The 17,926-nt window shown below is 69.9% G+C and carries 17 protein-coding genes; 9 read left to right on the top strand and 8 right to left on the bottom strand.

From position 1 onward, the window contains the following. Nucleotides 1-16: 16 nt before the first annotated feature. Together OG828_RS34690 and OG828_RS34695 are read right to left on the bottom strand one after the other, a co-directional pair. On the bottom strand, nucleotides 17-646 hold the full coding sequence (locus OG828_RS34690) for a response regulator transcription factor (protein ID WP_328440937.1): 630 nt from the start codon (nucleotides 644-646) through the stop codon (nucleotides 17-19). Nucleotides 647-811: 165 nt separating this feature from the next. Next, nucleotides 812-1,426 (bottom strand): TetR family transcriptional regulator, encoded by a 615-nt coding sequence (locus OG828_RS34695; RefSeq protein WP_328365590.1) that lies wholly within the window; start codon nucleotides 1,424-1,426, stop codon nucleotides 812-814. Nucleotides 1,427-1,881: 455 nt separating this feature from the next. Here OG828_RS34695 and OG828_RS34700 point away from each other — a divergent pair, with 455 nt between their 5' ends. The 3 genes from OG828_RS34700 to OG828_RS34710 are packed head-to-tail and all read left to right on the top strand — an operon-like array spanning nucleotide 1,882 to nucleotide 5,074. Further along, on the top strand, nucleotides 1,882-3,264 hold the full coding sequence (locus tag OG828_RS34700) for a glycosyltransferase family 4 protein (protein WP_328503389.1): 1,383 nt from the start codon (nucleotides 1,882-1,884) through the stop codon (nucleotides 3,262-3,264). Next, on the top strand, nucleotides 3,258-4,007 hold the full coding sequence (locus tag OG828_RS34705) for a class I SAM-dependent methyltransferase (RefSeq protein WP_328365595.1): 750 nt from the start codon (nucleotides 3,258-3,260) through the stop codon (nucleotides 4,005-4,007). Before OG828_RS34700 ends, OG828_RS34705 begins: the two co-directional genes overlap by 7 nt. Next, nucleotides 4,004-5,074, top strand: coding sequence for a prenyltransferase (locus tag OG828_RS34710; RefSeq protein WP_328503390.1), 1,071 nt, complete (start codon nucleotides 4,004-4,006; stop codon nucleotides 5,072-5,074). The genes OG828_RS34705 and OG828_RS34710 overlap by 4 nt, the downstream gene beginning before the upstream one ends. Nucleotides 5,075-5,147: 73 nt before the next feature. Here OG828_RS34710 and OG828_RS34715 read toward each other — a convergent pair whose 3' ends face one another. Then, entirely contained in the window at nucleotides 5,148-5,435 is a 288-nt protein-coding gene (locus OG828_RS34715; RefSeq protein WP_210577632.1) for a hypothetical protein, read from the bottom strand. A gap of 141 nt (nucleotides 5,436-5,576) precedes the next feature. On the opposite strand from OG828_RS34715, the gene OG828_RS34720 reads away from it, so the two are divergent. Genes OG828_RS34720 through OG828_RS34730 form a run of 3 tightly spaced genes read left to right on the top strand, consistent with a single transcriptional unit; the run spans nucleotide 5,577 to nucleotide 9,239 of the window. Next, nucleotides 5,577-6,902, top strand: a complete 1,326-nt coding sequence (locus OG828_RS34720) for a hypothetical protein (protein ID WP_328503391.1) — start codon at nucleotides 5,577-5,579, stop codon at nucleotides 6,900-6,902. After that, nucleotides 6,899-8,473, top strand: coding sequence for a vWA domain-containing protein (locus OG828_RS34725; RefSeq protein ID WP_328503392.1), 1,575 nt, complete (start codon nucleotides 6,899-6,901; stop codon nucleotides 8,471-8,473). Before OG828_RS34720 ends, OG828_RS34725 begins: the two co-directional genes overlap by 4 nt. Then, nucleotides 8,460-9,239, top strand: a complete 780-nt coding sequence (locus OG828_RS34730; RefSeq protein WP_328503393.1) for a hypothetical protein — start codon at nucleotides 8,460-8,462, stop codon at nucleotides 9,237-9,239. Before OG828_RS34725 ends, OG828_RS34730 begins: the two co-directional genes overlap by 14 nt. A gap of 15 nt (nucleotides 9,240-9,254) precedes the next feature. Here OG828_RS34730 and OG828_RS34735 read toward each other — a convergent pair whose 3' ends face one another. The 5 genes from OG828_RS34735 to OG828_RS34755 all read right to left on the bottom strand — a co-directional run bounded on the left by OG828_RS34735 (nucleotide 9,255) and on the right by OG828_RS34755 (nucleotide 14,803). Next, nucleotides 9,255-10,265 (bottom strand): LLM class F420-dependent oxidoreductase, encoded by a 1,011-nt coding sequence (locus OG828_RS34735; protein WP_328503394.1) that lies wholly within the window; start codon nucleotides 10,263-10,265, stop codon nucleotides 9,255-9,257. 117 nt (nucleotides 10,266-10,382) lie between these two features. Then, nucleotides 10,383-11,195 (bottom strand): DUF5336 domain-containing protein, encoded by an 813-nt coding sequence (locus OG828_RS34740; protein WP_328503395.1) that lies wholly within the window; start codon nucleotides 11,193-11,195, stop codon nucleotides 10,383-10,385. Nucleotides 11,196-11,353: 158 nt separating this feature from the next. Next, nucleotides 11,354-12,301 carry an N-acetylmuramoyl-L-alanine amidase gene (locus OG828_RS34745; protein ID WP_328440944.1) on the bottom strand — a complete coding sequence of 316 codons (948 nt, stop codon included), beginning with the start codon at nucleotides 12,299-12,301 and terminating at the stop codon, nucleotides 11,354-11,356. Between the two features lie 22 nt (nucleotides 12,302-12,323). Further along, nucleotides 12,324-12,974 (bottom strand): class I SAM-dependent methyltransferase, encoded by a 651-nt coding sequence (locus OG828_RS34750; protein ID WP_328503396.1) that lies wholly within the window; start codon nucleotides 12,972-12,974, stop codon nucleotides 12,324-12,326. Nucleotides 12,975-13,066: 92 nt separating this feature from the next. Further along, nucleotides 13,067-14,803: an MFS transporter gene (locus tag OG828_RS34755; RefSeq protein WP_328503397.1), complete on the bottom strand. Its 1,737-nt coding sequence runs from the start codon at nucleotides 14,801-14,803 to the stop codon at nucleotides 13,067-13,069. A 206-nt stretch (nucleotides 14,804-15,009) separates the two neighbouring features. On the opposite strand from OG828_RS34755, the gene OG828_RS34760 reads away from it, so the two are divergent. The 3 genes from OG828_RS34760 to OG828_RS34770 all read left to right on the top strand — a co-directional run bounded on the left by OG828_RS34760 (nucleotide 15,010) and on the right by OG828_RS34770 (nucleotide 17,913). Continuing rightward, complete coding sequence (locus tag OG828_RS34760) at nucleotides 15,010-16,455, top strand: MFS transporter (protein WP_443062459.1); 1,446 nt, start codon at nucleotides 15,010-15,012, stop codon at nucleotides 16,453-16,455. 85 nt (nucleotides 16,456-16,540) lie between these two features. Next, nucleotides 16,541-17,080: a SigE family RNA polymerase sigma factor gene (locus tag OG828_RS34765; protein WP_328503399.1), complete on the top strand. Its 540-nt coding sequence runs from the start codon at nucleotides 16,541-16,543 to the stop codon at nucleotides 17,078-17,080. Then, nucleotides 17,080-17,913 (top strand): hypothetical protein, encoded by an 834-nt coding sequence (locus tag OG828_RS34770; protein ID WP_328503400.1) that lies wholly within the window; start codon nucleotides 17,080-17,082, stop codon nucleotides 17,911-17,913. The genes OG828_RS34765 and OG828_RS34770 overlap by 1 nt, the downstream gene beginning before the upstream one ends. Nucleotides 17,914-17,926: the final 13 nt, after the last annotated feature.

Consider the following 17,926-nt stretch of genomic DNA (forward strand, 5'->3'; position numbering starts at 1 on the left):
ACACCCGGATACGGCGTCACACCCAGCCCTCTGCCCGGCAGATCCGGATGGCGTCGATCCGATTGCGGGCCCCGGTCTTGCGGGTGATGGCCGCCATGTAGTTGCGCACGGTCCCGTTGGACAGATGGAGGCTGCTCGCGATCTCGGCGAACGAGGCGCCCGCGGCGGCCAGTGACAGCACGGTCAACTCCCGCTGCGTCAGCGGGATCTGCGCGGCCCTGAGGAAGGTGAAGCCGAGCGAGGTGTCGACGAAACGCTCCCCCTTCGCGACGGCCCGGACGGCGGTCACCAACTGCTCCGGCGACCCCTCCTTGTTGAGGTAGCCGAGGGCCCGCGCCTCGACCGCCCGTCTCAGCGGCCCCGGTCTGTTCGCGGTGCCGAGCACCAGCAGCCGGCAGGGTCCGGGATCCGGAGGGGGCCGGTCGGGGGCGCCGAGCCCCAGCGGCAGCTCCTCCAGCGGAGGCATGTCGTACGGGTCGGAGCAGCTCAGGTCCGCCACGCACACGTCCGGGGACAGGGACCGCACACACTTCGATGCCATGTGCCACGGCGCGTCGAAGACGTCCAGGTCCCCTTCCCGCGCCAGCCAGTCCGCGAGCGCCGAGCGTAAGAGACACTCGTCGTGCACCAGGAATACCCGGATCACGTCCCGCTCCTTCGGTCCCGTGGTTCCGTGTACCGGTCACTTCGTCCGGTGTGCTGCTGTCCATCCTGGCGGGCGATTACCCGCGGCGTCGGCGAACATGGGCCCAAATCTGGACATGCAAAGGGAGACAGGGAAGTTGGGCGGGTTCCCCGGGCGGTTCGGTCGTCAGGTCGGTTCGGTCGTCAGGTCGATCAGCCTGCACACCGTCTCGATGTCGATCTTCACCTGGGCGATGGACGCACGGCCCGATAGCCAGGTGATCAGCGCCGAGTGCCAGGTGTGCTCGATGACGCGGACGGCGGAGAGCTGCTCGGGCGTGGGGTTCTCCAGGCCCATCGCGTCAAGGATGATCACGGTCGTCTGACGGGAGACCTGGTCGACCTCGGGCGAGACACTGCGGTCCGCGAAAGTGAGCGCGCGGACCATCGCGTCGGCGAGATGCGGCTCGCGCTGCAGCGCGCGGAACGCCCGCATCAGGGTCTCCGCGACCCGCTCCGCCGCCGTCTCCCCGGCCGGCGGCTTTTTCCGCAGGGTGCCGTGCATGTGCTCCAACTGGTCCTGCATCGTGGCGACCAGCAGATGCACCTTGGACGGGAAGTACCGGTACAGCGTGCCGAGCGCCACCTGCGAGGACTCCGCGACCTCCCGCATCTGCACCGCGTCGAAACCACCCCGGCTCGCCAGCTGCGCGCTCGCGTGCAGGATGCGACGACGGCGTGCCTCCTGCCGCTCGGTGAGGGGCGGAGAGGCGGGGTGCGAGGTACTGGCGTCCGCAGGCATGGGTCCCGTTCCGTGACAGTCCGTGAGGGCGTGCGATCAGACAGCATGGCAGGCCCAGTACCTGCCCGGCGGATCATGTCGCAGACGCGGGGTCTGGCACGCACATCTGCGGCGTTGTCGTCGGTCGCCGACGCTCCGCGTCGACTCCCTCCTCCGCCTTGCAGCTGCACGCTCCCCCACGCTCGAACCGGCTTCGCTCGGCTCGCGCGGGAGGTACCCCCATCGCCCCCGCTCAGCCGCGCTGAGCAGGCGCCGCGGCTTTCCTGCGACCTGATCCGCCGGACAGGCACTGGTGGGGGTCGCGCCGTCGTGGCGTGAATCACCTGATCCTCCGCTCACAGCAGCCCTACCTGCCGGTAGATTCAGAGCCTCTTGAACGATCAAGTCTGAAACTTGTTCTAGATTAGCGTCCCGGCGTAATCTCGCGGGACAGTGCGTGGAGAAGGGGGCCCAGAGTGACCGCTGAGGCCAGTCAGGCGGGGTCCGATGAGGATCCGGCAGCCGACGGCGGGCGACCGCTCCGTATCGCGCTCCTCACCTACAAAGGGAACCCGTTCTGCGGCGGCCAGGGCGTCTACGTACGACACCTCTCCCGCGAACTCGCCCGCCTCGGTCACCGCGTCGAGGTCATCGGCGCCCAGCCGTACCCGGTCCTGGACGAGGGTTACGACGCCCTGAGCCTCACGGAACTCCCCAGCCTCGACCTCTACCGCCACCCGGACCCCTTCCGGAACCCCAGGCCCGGCGAGTACCGCGACTGGATCGACGCGCTCGAGGTCGCGACGATGTGGACCGGCGGCTTCCCCGAACCCCTCACCTTCTCCCTCCGCGCCCGGCGTCATCTGCGCGCCCGGCGCGGCGAGTTCGACGTCGTCCACGACAACCAGACCCTGGGCTACGGCCTGTTGGGCGACGTGGGCGCACCCCTCGTCACCACCATCCACCACCCGATCACCGTGGACCGCCGCCTGGAGCTGGACGCGGCCGAGGGCTGGCAGCAGCGGTGGTCCAAGCGCCGCTGGTACGGCTTCACCCGCATGCAGAAGCGCGTCGCGCGCCGCCTGCCGTCCGTGCTCACCGTCTCCGGTACGTCGCGCCAGGAGATCATCGACGATCTCGGCGTCCGTGAGGACCGTATCCACGTCGTCCATATCGGCGCCGACACCGACCTGTTCTCGCCGAATCCCGCGGTACGGCAGGTACCGGGGCGGATCGTGACGACGTCGAGCGCGGACGTTCCGCTGAAGGGCCTGGTGTTCCTGGTCGAGGCGCTGGCGAAGGTCCGTACGGAACACCCCGACGCGCACCTCGTCGTCGTCGGCAAGCGTCCCACGGAGGGACCGGTCGCCCAGGCCGTCGAGCGGTACGGCCTCGAAGGCGCCGTCGAGTTCGTCAAGGGCATCTCCGACGCCGAACTCGTCGACCTCATCCGCTCCGCCCAGGTCGCCTGTGTGCCGTCCCTCTACGAGGGCTTCTCCCTTCCCGCCGCCGAGGCGATGGCCACGGGGACGCCGCTGCTCGCCACGACCGGCGGCGCGATCCCGGAGGTCGCCGGGCGCGACGGAGAGACGTGCCTCGCGGTGCCGCCGGGCGACCCGGGAGCGCTGGCCTCCGGCCTGAACCGGCTGCTCGGGGACCCGGAGTTGAGAGCACGGCTGGGGCGCGCCGGCCGTGAGCGGGTGCTGAAGCACTTCACCTGGGCGCGGGCCGCCGAGGGGACGGTGTCCCGTTACCGCGAGGCGATGACGCCCTCTGCCGCCACGCCTCCCGGCCGCTCCGCCGCCGCAGAAGCTGTTGACGTCGTTGTATCCGATCGCGAAAGCAGGGCCACGTGCTGACCGTCGACTTCTCCCGGTTCCCGCTCGCCCCCGGCGACCGTGTGCTGGACCTCGGCTGCGGTGCCGGCCGGCACGCGTTCGAGTGTTATCGGCGGGGTGCGCAGGTCGTGGCCCTGGATCAGAACGCCGAGGAGATCAGCGAGGTCGCGAAGTGGTTCGCGGCGATGAAGGAGGCGGGGGAGGCACCGGAGGGGGCCACCGCGACCGCCATGGAGGGCGACGCCCTCGCGCTGCCCTTCCCGGACGAGTCCTTCGACGTCGTCATCATCTCCGAGGTGATGGAGCACATCCCGGACGACAAGGGCGTACTCGCGGAGATGGTGCGGGTGTTGAAGCCCGGCGGGCGGATCGCGGTCACCGTCCCCCGCTACGGCCCCGAGAAGGTCTGCTGGGCCCTGTCCGACGCCTACCACGAGGTCGAGGGCGGCCACATCCGCATCTACAAGGCGGACGAACTGGTCGGCAAGATCAAGGAGGCGGGGCTCAAGCCGTACGGCAGTCACCACGCCCACGCCCTCCACAGCCCCTACTGGTGGCTCAAGTGCGCGTTCGGCGTCGACAACGACAAGGCGCTGCCGGTCAAGGCGTACCACAAGCTGCTGGTCTGGGACATCATGAAGAAACCCCTGGCGACCAGGGTCGCCGAGCAGGCGCTGAACCCGCTGATCGGCAAGAGTTTCGTGGTCTACGCGACCAAGCCCCACCTTCCGCGTCTCGCCGAAGCCGAGGTGGCCGCCAAGTGACCACCCCCCGGACAGAACACCTCGTCCTGCCCGGGGTCCTCACCGCGGAGGAGGCCGCCGCGACCGTCGCCGGCATCCTCGCCGTGCAGCGGGAGGACGGCGCGATCCCGTGGTTCCGGGGGCATCACCTCGACCCCTGGGACCACGTCGAGGCGGCGATGGGCCTGGACGCGGCCGGTGAACACGAGGCCGCCGAGCGGGCGTACCTGTGGCTGGCGGCCCATCAGAAAGAGGACGGCTCGTGGTACGCGGCGTACCACGACGGCGACGCCCGCGCGGTCACCGACCGGGGCCGCGAGACGAACTTCGTCGCCTACGCGGCCGTAGGCGTCTGGCACCACTACCTCGCGACCGGCGACGACACGTTCCTGGACCGCATGTGGCCCGTCGTCTACGCGGCGATCGAGTTCGTGCTGTGCCTCCAGCAGCCGGGCGGCCAGATCGGCTGGAAGCGCGAGGACGACGGCACGGGCGTCAACGACGCGCTACTCACCGGGAGTTCGTCGATCCACCAGGCGCTGCGCTGCGCTCTCGCCATCGCCGAGCAGCGTGAAGAGCCGCAGCCCGACTGGGAGTTGGCGGTCGGCGCGCTGCGGCACGCGATCCGCCGGCACCCCGAGCGGTTCCTCGACAAGGACCGCTACTCGATGGACTGGTACTACCCGGTGCTGGGCGGCGCGTTGACGGACGCGGAGGCCAAGTCCCGGATCGAGGCCGACTGGGACCGCTTCGTCGTGCCGGGCCTCGGGGTGCGCTGTGTCGTCCCCAACCCGTGGGTGACGGGCGGGGAGTCGGCCGAACTCGCCCTGGCGCTCTGGGCGATGGGCGAGTCCGACCACGCGCTGGACATCCTGCAGTCCATCCAGCACCTGCGGGACCCGGAGACCGGCCTCTACTGGACGGGCTACGTGTTCGAGGACCGCAAGGTCTGGCCCCGCGAGCTGACCACCTGGACAGCCGGCTCCCTTCTTCTCGCGGTAGCCGCACTGGGCGGCGACGAGGCAACGTGCGCGGTGTTCAGTGGGGACCGCCTGCCGCGGGGGCTGGACCCGGATTGCTGTGGCTGAGCTGTGCGTGGTGCTTCGTCTGCGGGCCGGTGGGGGCTGGTCGCGCAGTTCCCCGCGCCCCTATGGGGCGCGCTCAGTGCTTGCTGATTCGGCCTGCTAGGGCGTGTCCCACGAACAAGTACACGACCGCCGCTAGGCCGTAACCGCAGACCACCCGCGCCCATTGCTCGTCGAAGGTGAACAGGTCATGGGACCAGCCGGCGAGCCAGCGGGCCGCGTCATGGATGAACTGCACGAAGTCGTTCGCGCCGTTCGCATCCAGCAGATACATCAGGATCCACAGCCCGAGGATGCCGGCCATGACGTCCGCGACGAGGGCGATGACCCTCCCGGCCTGATTGGAGCCAGAGGTAGGAGACATACCTTGCGGATTGCCCTTGAACTCTGAATCAAACCAAGTCGACTGCCGTTAACCCCCCGTTCCACCGGAATCGGCCCTACCAGGGGCCTGTGTTAGAGATGATCACCGATGATCCTGCCCCCGGAGAGGGCAGGAGAGCCGGTGTCCGAAGCAGACAGACCGCACGCGACATCCGAAGCCGACAGACCACGCGCCGCAGCGGAACCACGACTCGCCACCCGCAGCAGGGAACGCCGCCGCCGGCGCTTACCCCTCCACGTCGCCATCGCCCTTCCACTCGCCCTGACCGGACTGATCGCCCTGCTCGTCACGGGCAACGCACTGCGCCCGTTCGACCGCGTCATCACCATCCACGCCCGCATGGCCTCCAAGTCCGACTACTTCAAAGACCCCGAAGTACAGCGGCTGTTGCTGAAACACGGCATCCGCGTCGACATCAAACGGCTCGGCTCCCGCGGCATCGCCACACAGTCCCTGGACGGCATGGACGTGGTCTTCCCGTCCGGCCAGCCCGCGGCCAGACTGATCCTCAACCGGCAGGAACGATCGGTGGATTCGGCACGCCCCTTCGTCACCCCGCTGGTGCTGGGCACGTTCCGGCAGTACGCCGAGACCCTGGAGAAGGCGGGCGTGGCCACCGCGCAGCCGACGACGGACGGCAGCAAGACGCTCTACTACGACCTGAACATGGCCGGGTTCATGGAACTGCTCGACGGCCTGCACGAGGGACGCGAGATGGCCCACCAGGACAAGGACAGGATCAAGGAACGCGCCGACACCTGGAACGGCATCGGCTTCGACAAGACAGGCAACGGGCGCAGCAACGGCAACCGTGTCCTCGTCCGCACATCCGACGTCTGCGAGTCCAACTCCGCGGGCAGTTACCTCAGCATCCTCGCCTTCGTCGCGAACGGTGACAGCACACCGGGTGCGGACGAGAACGACAAGGACGCCATCAAGGAGGCCGAGGAGGTCGCCCGCGAGATCAAGCCCCTCATCACCCTCCAGGGAATGTGGGACGACGAACAGGCCGACAGCTACTTCTCCGACGTCGGCGACACCGTCCCCATCGCCCTGATCTACGAGCACCAGTACCTGGCCCACCAGATCGACCACGTCAGCAAGAAGAAGCAGCGCGATTCCCGCCGCGTCCTGCTCTACCCCTCTCCCTCCGCCCTCACCAAGCCGCAGCTCATCTCCCTCAGCGAGAACGGAGACCGGCTGGTCGAGCTCATCAAGGAGGACCGCGACCTACGTCGACGCGCCATCGAACTGGGCTTCCGCGTCCGGGCCTCCGGCGAGGACGGCACCGGCAAGCAACTCGACACGTATCTGCGCGAGCACGGGATACAGGCGCCGGTCGACAACCCCGACCAGACCGCGATGTACGAGCCCGACCTGGAGGTCCTGGAGCGGATCATCGATGACGTCGGCGGATGCTCGCCGCCCGAACGGGACGCCCCATGAGCCGGTACGTCCGCACCCTCATCGCCTCCCTCACCCTCACCCTGGCCCTCCTCGCCACCCTCACCTCCTGCGGCACGGGCGAAGAGGACGTCACCCTGCGGGTCCTCGCCAGCCCCGAACTCGCCGACCTGGAACCCCTGTTGGGTGAGCTGAAGGACGACACCGGCGTCGAGCTGGAGATGGACTACCGGGCCACGGCCGATCTCGCGGGCGCCCGGAAGCCGTCGTACGACCTGGCCTGGCCCACCTCCGACCGCTCCTTCCTGCTGCGCCTGGAGGATTCCGGCGAGCGGGCCACCCGGCCCGAGTCCACCCCGATCATGCGCTCGCCGGTGGTGGTCGGCCTCACCCCCGAGACCGCCAAGGCCCTGAAGGCGAAGGCGCCCGGCGGACGGCTGTCGTGGGCGGACCTCGCGGACGCGGCGGCCGACGGGACCGTACGGTTCGGGATGGCCGACCCACGCCGCAGCGACACCGGGCGCGCGGCCCTCGTCGGCGTTGCCACGGCGGCGGCGGGAACCGGCAGCGCGTTGCGCGAACAGGACGTCTCCTGCGACCGGTTGCGCGGTTTCCGCTCGGGCCAGACCCTCACCGGCGCCAGCTCGCGGGAACTGCTCGACGCCTACGTACGCAATCAGAAGGACGCCGACGCGCTGATCGCGCACGAGTCCGAACTGCTGTCCCTGAACGCCACGGACAAGCTGCGCGAGCCGCTCCAGATCGTCCACCCCGAGGACGGCATGGTGCTGTCCGACTTCCCGCTGCTGCTCCTGAACTCCGACCAGCGGACCGCGTACGGCAAAGTCGTCGACTGGCTGCTGAGCGCCGACACGCAGCAGAAGCTGATGAAGCGCACCTGGCGCCGCCCCGTCAACCAGGACGTCACGCCCACCCAACCCCTCCAGGCACCGGTCGGCAACGCGCTCGCCTTCCCCGACCGGCTGTCCATCGTCGAGCGACTCGTCGACGACTACGGCGATCCCGCGAGCGCCACCACCGACCAGGTGGTGTTCCTGCTCGACTTCTCCACCTCCATGCGCGGCGACCGCATCACCGACCTGCGCGCCGCCTTCGCCGACCTCAGCGGCGCCGACCCCACGTCCACCGGCAAGTTCGCCCGCTTCTACCGGGGCGAGCACCTCACAGTCGTACGATTCGGCGGCAGCGTCCTTCAGGAACGCACGGTGATCGTGCGCGGGGACGGCGATCTCCGCGTCCTGGACAAAGTGGTGGCCACCGACGACTTCGACGACGCCACCGCCGTATGGTCGGCCCTCGACCGCGGCTACCGCATCGCCGCGGCGGCCGTGAAGCAGGCGCCCGAACGGCCCGTGTCCATCGTGCTGATGACGGACGGCGAGAGCAACGCGGGCATCGGCTATGCGGAGTTCCTGCGCCGCCACTCCCGTCTAGCGCCCGACGCACGCGAAGTACCCACCTTCCCCGTCCACTTCGGCGAGGCCGACGCCGGAGCACTCAAAAAGGCCGCGACCGCGACCGGCGGCCGCATGGTCGACGCCGGCCTTTCCTCACTCTCCGACGCTTTCAAGGAGATCCGTGGGTGTCATTGACAGTCAGTGGTGGAGCATGCGGTGGCCATGGATGGTCGTCTGGCTCCTGACGGCAGCCTGCTTCGGAGTTGTCCTCTGGTACGTGGTGAGACGCTTGGTGAAGGCCTGGCGCAGGAGGAACCCGCGTGGGCACGCGGTCTCCGGAAGGTGCTTCTATCTGGACGAGGAGCAGGTCGAGGACGACGCGGACGTGCTCCTGATACCGAGGTCGGATGCGCAGGTGTCCCACGAGGTCAAAGCCTCGCGCGGCGGAGGTGTGACCGGCACGGTTTCCGGCGTCAGCGGCAGACTGGAGCAGACCTCGGACTCCTCGACCAAGATCGAGAGGCCGGATGTCAGCACGCCGATGAAGACCATCGCCCTGATCATGGACAGGCTGCGGGAGCAGGACAGGGTCGTGGACGCCGACCTTGCCAAGGGGCGGCTCGTCCTCACCGCCGCCCTCGCCGACGAGCTGCGGGACGCTGCCGCGGAGGGTGTGGCGCTGACGGACGTCAGAGGCGGTACCTACATCTCGGTCTCCGGCCTCTTCACGGTCCGCAGGACCGACGGCGACGACTTCGTGCTGCGCGCCCGCTATGGCACCGGCGGGACGGCCGCGCATGTGAAGATCACGTGCGAGCAGCGCTGGATCCGCAGGAGGTTCCCGGTCGACAACTACTCGGAGGACGAGAAATTCCCCGCCACCTGTCTGGGCCTGGTGCGCTCATGGAACGACAGGACGGCCGAACTCACGCTGGACCCGGTCGCCATTTTCCAGTGGTGAACACCCACCCCGTGCCTACGCGTTGAGCTCAGCCAAGACCCGCAAGGACCGCCGGTCCGGCGCCAGCGCCAGCAGGTCCGTCACCGGCCCCTTCCGCCACAACTCCAGCCGCTCGGCGATCCGTTCGCGTGGCCCGACGAGGGAGATCTCGTCGGCGAAGGCGTCCGGAACGGCGAGTACGGCCTCCTCCCGCCGCCCCTCCAGGAACAGCCGCTGAATCCGCTGCGCCTCCTCCTCGTACCCCATCCGCGCCATCAGATCGGCGTGGAAGTTGCGGGAGGCGTGGCCCATGCCGCCGATGTAGAAGCCGAGCATCGTCTTGACGGGGAGGAGCCCTTCGGCGAGGTCGTCACAGACGTGCACCCGGGCCATGGGGGCGACGAGGAAGCCCTCGGGAAGGTCGGCCGGCGACGCCTCGTACGCCTCGGGCCGGGTCGGCGACCAGTACAGCGGCAGCCAGCCGTCGGCGATCCGGGTCGTTTGCGCGACGTTCTTCGGCCCTTCGGCGCCGAGCAGGATGGGGAGTTCGGCGCGCAGGGGATGCGTGATGGGCTTGAGGGGCTTACCGAGCCCGGAACCGTCCTCGCCCCGATAGGGAAGCGAGTGAAATCGCCCGTCGAGCGCGACGGGGGCCTCGCGGCGCAGGACTTGCCGTACGACATCGACGTACTCCCGGGTCGCGGTCAGCGGCGACTTCGGGAACGGACGGCCGTACCACCCCTCCACCACCTGCGGCCCCGACAGCCCCAGCCCGAGCATCATCCGCCCACCGGAGAGATGGTCGAGCGTCAGCGCATGCATGGCGGTGGTGGTGGGCGACCGCGCCGCCATCTGCGCAACGGCCGTACCCAGCTTGATCCTCGACGTCTGCGCGGCGATCCAGGTGAGCGGCGTGAAAACGTCCGACCCCCACGATTCAGCCGTCCACACGGAGTCGTAGCCAAGCCGCTCGGCTTCCTGGGCGAGCGGCACATGGTCGGAGGAGGGACCACGCCCCCAGTAACCGAGTGCGAGACCGAGCCGCATACGCCCTCCTTCTGACGGAGCGTCAGCTGATGTGTGGGGGCTGCGACTGTACGACAACGGCCCCTCACCGGGAAGGGTGAGGGGCCGTAGTACGGCTGGTACGGCTACGTGCCGGTCTCAGCCGCGCTGAATCCCGGAGGTGTCCTGCAGCACACCCCGACGGCCGTCCTGCGTCTGAGCGACCAGCCCCGGACCGCGCTGCTCGACAGCCAGGTACCAGGTCCCCGGCGCCAGTTCGGCGATCGGCTGCTGCGAACCGTCCTCCGCGAAGAGGGGGCGCGGCACGGGCACGGCGAACCAGAACGGCGAGAAGTCACCGCCGGGCTGAGCCTGGGGCTGCGGTGCCTGGGGCTGCGGGGCTTGCGGCTGCTGGGCACCGTAGGGCTGGCCCGCCTGCGGCTGACCACCGTAGGGCTGACCCGGCTGGCCGGGCTGCGGGGCACCGGCACCCGGGTAGCCGTAATCGCCGGGGGGCTGGGCGCCGTAGGGCTGCGGGGCGGCGGGGCGGGGGGCCGGGAGGAGGGCGGCTTGGAGCGGCGGGAGCAGGGGGCTGGCGATGGCGCCGGCGGCGAGGAGCAGGGCGGCGATGAAGCCGAGGATGAGACCGGAGCCGGCCTCGATGCCTTCGGGGACGTCCACCAGGGTCCAGAAGAGGATCCACGTGACCAGAACAGAGAAGCCTGCCCCGACCGTCCCGAGGTCCAGACCGGCGACCTTGCGCGGCTGCGGCAGGACGCGGTTGGCAACGATCAAGGCGGCACCGATGAATCCGCCCAGGTAGACGCCCATGCCGGTGTCGAGGTTTTCCCACGCGTTCGGGGCGTCACTGACGCCCTCGGCGGTATAGAAGCTGAGGAACGACGCGATGAAGAGCAACACCGCTGCTCCGATCACCACGCCGTCGCCTCGAGTGAGGGAGCGGATATTCACTTCAGGTCCTTCGTAGGTCGTCTCGTCGTAGGTAGAGGCGTCGCTGTCACCATGTCGCCTTAAGGCCCCGGTGTGAAGCGCGGGGGTGGCCCCTCATCGTAAGGACGACACTATCGTCCGCCCGACCAGGGTGTCCGCAGGGATCAGCCCGCTGAGCACTACCCCCGCAGGAAACTCACAATCCCCTCAGAGATCCCCTGCGCCGCCTTCTGTCGCCACGCGCCGCTGGTGAGCAGCGCCTCGTCCTTGCTATCGCGCATGTTGCCGCACTCGATGAACACCTTGGGAACCGTTGACAGATTGAGACCGCCAAGGTCCTTACGCGTGACGACTCCGGTGCCGTCGCCGACGTAGTTGGAGGGTGGGGAGCCCGTGAAGCGCACGAAGTTGCCCGCGATGCGCTCACCGAGGTCGCGGGAGGGGGCGACGATGGGGCGGGTGTCGGCGGCACCGGCGTTCACCGAGCCGGGCAGGATCACGTGGAAGCCGCGGTTGCCGGTTCCGGAGCCGTCCGCGTGGACGGAGACGACGGCGTCGGCGCGGGCGTCGTTGCCGATGCGGGCGCGTTCGTCGATGCAGGGGCCGTAGGGACGGTCGGCGTCCTGGGTCAACTTCACGGTGGCGCCCTGTGCTTGGAGCAGGGCCCGCATGCGGTGGGCGACGTCGAGCGTGAACTTGGCTTCCGTGTAACCGGCGTTGGTGGAAGTGCCCGTAGTGTCGCACTCCTTCAAGCCTGTCCCGATATCCACCTTGCGGTTGATCTCGGATGTGTGCTGGAAGTTGCCGGGGTTGTGGCCGGGGTCGATGACGACGACCTTGCCCGCGAGGGGTCCGGAGGAGTCGGCGGGCGTGGGCACCGGGCTCGGCTCCTCGCCGTCCTCGGTCGGGGAGGCGGTGTCCGCGGCCGGGGGAGCGGCGGCCGGCGCGCTCGTCGAGGACGCCTGCGGGCGGTCGTCCTCGCCGCCACCCCCCGTACCGCCCACCGCCTCAAACACCAGCCACCCCAGCAGCGCACCCGGCACGAGCGCGGCAACAGCGACGGTCAGGGGCCCGCGCCGGGAGCGGCGGGGGCGGGGCGGTTCGAAGTCAGGGCCTACGTACGACACGTCTGCGACTCTAACCGGGCCCTCAGATCCCTGCTCCGGTTCGCCGCAGCACGCGCAGCGAGTCGGTCACCGAGACCTCCGTGAAGGCGCCGGACGCGAGAGCGCGGAGGTAGACGCGGTACGGGGCCTGGCCGGTGAACTCGTCAGCCGGGTTCGGGAAGACGTCGTGGATGAGGAGCAGGCCGCCGTGGGCCACATGGGGGGCCCAGCCCTCGTAGTCGGCGCCCGCGTGCTCGTCGGTGTGGCCGCCGTCGATGAAGACCAGGCCGAGGGGGGAGTTCCAGATCCGCGCGATCTGCGGGGAACGGCCGACCAGCGCGACGACGTGGTCCTCCAGTCCCGCCCCGCGCAGCGTGCGGCGGAACGTCGGCAGCGTGTCCATCACGCCGAGCTCGGGGTCGACCGTCTCCGGGTCGTGGTAATCCCAGCCGGGCTGCTGCTCCTCGCTGCCGCGGTGGTGGTCGACGGTGAGCGCGGTGACGCCCGCCTGGCGGGCCGCGTCGGCGAGCAGGATCGTGGAGCGGCCGCAGTACGTCCCGACCTCGAGGATCGGCAGTCCGAGCCGCCCGGCTTCCAGCGCCGCTGCGTACAGGGCGAGGCCCTCGGTCGTAGGCATGAACCCCTTCGCCGCCTCGAACGCGGCCAGGATCGCGGGCTTGGGCGCCGGGGTCATGGGCGGGGCCTTCCGGTCGTACGTGCGTCTGGGCGGCCCCCATGGTGCCGTACCCCCTGGTCGGCGGGCGACAGGGGGTACGGCGGGGTCGCTCAGGGTGCGGCGACCGGCTCACCAGGCAGCGCGAGGTCCACGTCGACCGGGCGCTCGTCGCCCGTGTGGGTCGCCGCCGAGGCGAGCGGGCCGTGGCCGGTGGCGCGGGCGGCGAGGACGTAGGCGCCCTGAGTGGGGACGGTCAGGGCGTAGCTGCCGTCGTCGGCGGAGAGCGTCGCGCCCGCCTGGCGGCCCCGGCGGTCGATCAGGGTGACCTTCGCGCGGGCGACCGGAGCGCCGTCGGCGTCCAGGACCCGGCCGCGGAATCCGCGGAGTGCCTCCTCGGCGCGGGCCAGGTTCTCCTCCTCCTCGCTGCTCGCGCGCAGCTGGGGCGCGCGGTTCGGCTTCGGCAGGAACAGAGCCATCAGCAGGCCTACGGCCACGGCGCCCGTGGCGATCAGGAAGGAGACGCGGAAGCCGTGCATGGTCGGGACGGCGACGCCGTTCACGTTGTTCGCGGTGTTGGCGAGCACCATGCCGACCACGGCGCTCGACACCGACGTACCGATGGAACGCATCAGGGTGTTGAGGCCGTTCGCGGCGCCCGTCTCCGAGGCCGGGACCGCGCCGACGATCAGCGCGGGGAGCGAGGAGTACGCGAGGCCGATGCCCGCGCCCAGGATCACCGCGATGACCAGGGACTGCCAGGCGGCGCTCATCAGGCCGAGCCCGGCACCGTAGCCGATCGCGATGATCAGCATGCCGAGGATGAGGGTGGTCTTGGGGCCGTACTTCGCCGAGAGGCGGGCGTAGACGGGGGCCGTGAACATCATCGTCAGGCCGAGCGGGGCCACGAGCAGTCCCGCTACGACCATGGACTGGCCGAGGCCGTAGCCGGTGTCCTTCGGGAGCTGGAGCAGCTGGGGAAGGACGAGCGAGACGACGTAGAAGGAGACACCGACCATGATCGAAGCCAGGTTGGTGAAGAGGACGGCCGGGCGGGCGGTGGTGCGCAGGTCGACCAGGGGGGCCGCGGTGCGCAGCTCGTAGACGCCCCACAGGAGCAGGACGACGACGGCGCCCGCGAACAGGCCCAGGGTGGTGCCCGACGTCCAGCCCCAGTCGCTGCCCTTGGTGATGGGGAGCAGGAAGAGGACCAGGCCGAGGGAGAGACCGAACGCGCCGGGCAGGTCGAAGGAGCCCTTGGCGCGCATCGGGGACTCGGGTACGACGAGGAGGGTGAGGACGATCGCGAGGACGCCGACGCCTGCGGCGCCGAAGAAGAGGGCGTGCCAGTTCGTGTGCTGGGCGACCAGGGCCGCGGCGGGCAGAGCGAGGCCGCCGCCGACGCCGATCGAGGAGCTCATCAGGGCCATCGCCGAGCCGAGCTTCTCGCGGGGCAGCATGTCGCGCATCAGGCCGATGCCGAGCGGGATCGCGCCCATCGCGAAGCCCTGGAGCGCACGGCCGACGATCATCGGAAGCAGATCGCTGGTGACGGCGCTGATCAGCGCACCGACCACCATCACGGCCAGGCTGAAGATCAGCATCCGCCGCTTGCCGAACAGGTCACCGAGCCGGCCCATGATCGGCGTGGCCACGGCTCCCGAGAGAAGCGTCGAGGTCAGGACCCAGGTGGCGTTGCTGGGTGAGGTGTCCAGCAGTTGTGGCAGATCCTTGATGACCGGCACGAGCAGGGTCTGCATCACCGCGACCACGATGCCCGCGAAGGCGAGGACCGGGACGACGGCCCTGCCGGCTCTCGGGGTGGGCTGGTCGGTCGGCGTTAGGTTCATGTGCATCATGAACCCGGTGTGCCCGGGCAACTATTCCGATGCTTTGGCGTACTAACGAATTCTTGACCGACTCATGACGAACTGATCGCCCGTCAGTGGTGCGACGGTGTGCGAGCTACCGCAGCGGTCCTACGACCTGCGACCGAGGGACGGGTGGCGCGAAATCCCGATGCAAGGGGCGTAACCCGGTTGAGAGCATGACGCCCATGCTCCGAGCCGCAGACACCACCCCCATAGCCGGCCGTAACTCTCCTCCCGCCTGGCTGGTGGTGGCGCTCGCCTGTGCCGGGCAGTTCCTCGTCGTGCTCGACATCTCCGTCGTGAACGTGGCGCTGCCCTCGATGCGGGCCGACCTGGGGCTGAGCGCTCCCGGCCTGCAGTGGGTGGTGAACGCCTACGCCATCGCCTTCGCCGGGTTCATGCTGCTCGGCGGACGGGCCGGCGACCTGTACGGCCGCAAGCGGATGTTCCTGGCGGGACTCGGCCTGTTCACGCTGGCCTCCCTGGGCGGCGGACTGGCCCAGGAGGAGTGGCAACTGCTGCTGGCGCGGGCCGTGCAGGGCCTGGGCGCGGCGGTACTGGCGCCCGCGACGCTGACGATCGTGACGTCGGCGGTGCCGGAAGGGCCCGCGCGGGCGCGGGCGATCGCGACGTGGACCGCGGTCGGCGCGGGCGGGGGAGCGGCGGGCGGCCTCGTCGGCGGCGTGCTGGTGGAAGCCCTGTCGTGGCGGTGGGTGCTGCTGATCAATGTGCCGGTGGGCGCGGTGGTACTGCTCGGTTCCCTGCGGTGGCTGGTGGAGAGCCGGGCCGGGGACGGACGGCGCCTCGACCTGCCCGGCGCGCTGCTGGTGACCGGAGGGCTGGCGAGTCTGGCGTACGGCATTTCACAGACCGAGGCGGCGGGCTGGACGGCGTCGGCCACCCTCATCCCCCTGCTCGCCGGGCTCGCGCTGATCGGGCTGTTCCTCGTCGTCGAGGCGCGTACGACGGCTCCGCTGATGCCGCTCGGACTGCTGCGGGTGCGGTCGGTGGCCGCGGCGAACGTGGCGATGTTCCTGAGCGGCTCGGCGATGTTCGGCATGTGGTTCTTCATGACGCTGTACGCGCAGAACGTACGGGGCTACTCGCCGCTGGAGGCCGGGCTCGCGCTGGTACCGAGCTCCCTGGCCGTGATCCTCGCCTCGAAGCTCGCGCCCCGCTTCATGCCCGTGATCGGGGCGCGCGGCCTGGCCGTCCTGGGCACGCTGGTGGGAGCCGCCGGGTTCGGCTGGCAGTCGACGCTGACCACGGACGGGTCGTACCTCACCGCCATCATGCTCCCGGGAATCCTGATGATGCTGGGCGCGGGCCTCGCGATCACGCCGCTCGCCTCGCTGGCCACGTCGGGGGCGGCGCCGGGGGAGGCCGGACTGGTCTCCGGGCTGGTCAACACCTCGCGGACGATGGGGGGTTCGCTCGGACTCGCGGTCATGTCGACGATCGCGGCGGCGCGTTCGGCGGGAAGCGTCGCGCCTCAGGCACTGACGGAGGGGTACGCGCTGGCGTTCCGGGTGAGTGCGGGGGTGCTGGTGGCGGGGGCGGTGCTGATGATGGTGTGGCTGCCCGGGGAGAAAAACCGGGCACTGAATCCGCGCACTGAATCCGCGCACTGAATCTGGGCGCTGAGAGAAGAACGTGCTCGTCCGAGGCAACGGTTCGCGCGGCCCATGGACTCCTTTGAATATCTAGGAGGTGCCCATGGGGGATCGCAAGGAGGCTCGGGACACGGAGTTCCAGAGCTTTGTCACCGGCCGCTGGCCGCGGCTGATGCGTACGGCATTTCTCCTCACGGGGGAGCAGCACGCCGCGGAGGACTTGGTCCAGTCCACGCTCGAGCGTGTCTATGTCGCCTGGCGCAAGGTCGGTTCGGCCGACGACCCGGAGGCGTATGTACGACGCGTGATGGTCAACGCCCATGCGCGCAGACATCGCCGGCGGCTGAAGGAGTATCTGGCGCCGAAGGACGACTCGGGCCTGGTGCGCGAGGAGCCCGACAGCGGAGACCGCATCGCCCAGGCCGACGACCGCAACGAGTTGCTGAAGGCGCTCGCTCAACTGCCGCCACGGCAGCGGGAGGCGGTGGTCCTGCGGTACTGGGAGGACCTGACGGAGACCCAGACCGCCGAGGTGATGCGCTGTTCCGTCGGCGCGGTGAAGAGCAACGCGGCCAAGGGGATCGCGAAACTCCGGGCCATACCGGGGCTGGCGGAGACGGTGACGCAGGGAGGGCGGAAGTGATGAGCGCGGACCGGGAGACGAACCACGACATGACGAACACGGACATCACCCTCCTGCTGGCCGACGCCGCGGACGAGGTCGAGATCGGTATAGCCCCCTACCAGGCGGTCATCCGCGGCGGCCGGCGACGCAGGGCGCGGCGCTGGGCGGTGGTCGCTGCGACGGCGCTGGCGCTGACCGGTTCGGCGGGGACGCTGGCCATCGCGGGGATGCCGGGCGGCGACCGGGACCGGGGCTCGGTGGTGGCGACTCAGCCGCCGACACCGACGCCGACTCCATCGGCGACCGAGACTCGGAGCGCGGTCGTGCCCCAGGAGACCCTGCTGGCGGTCGGCACGGACCAGGGCAAGGAGTGGCGGGTCGCCATCGACGTCTGGCCGGCGGCACGCGACAAGACGGAGGCGCAGCTCCAGCTGAGCGCGATGAACGAGAGGTATCCGACTGGCATGCGCCAGGCCGCCGAGCTGATCGGCAAGAGCACGTACATCCTGTACCGGAGCGTCGGCGACGGAGATCCGATTCTGTCTATGGAAGCGCAGTTCACCCAGGACGACACCATGTCGGTCGCGGGCATCCAGTCCGGCGCGCTCCCCCTGACGAACGGCCCCGACACCTCCCAGCGACTGGTCGTCGGCCAGGTCGCCCCCATCGTCCAGCGCGTCACCTGCACCTGGACCAACGGCACGACCACCGAGGTCCACCGGGTGCCGAAGGGGTACGACGTGAACAGCGACGACCAGGTGATCCGCCCGGTGGACGGAATGCCCGTGAACTGGTTCGTGTGCTTGGCACCGGAGGGGACGGAGTACCAGGAAGTGAAGGTGACGAAGTAGGGGAGCGGCCGCC

The organism is Streptomyces sp. NBC_00457, assembly GCF_036014015.1.
Taxonomy (GTDB): domain Bacteria; phylum Actinomycetota; class Actinomycetes; order Streptomycetales; family Streptomycetaceae; genus Streptomyces.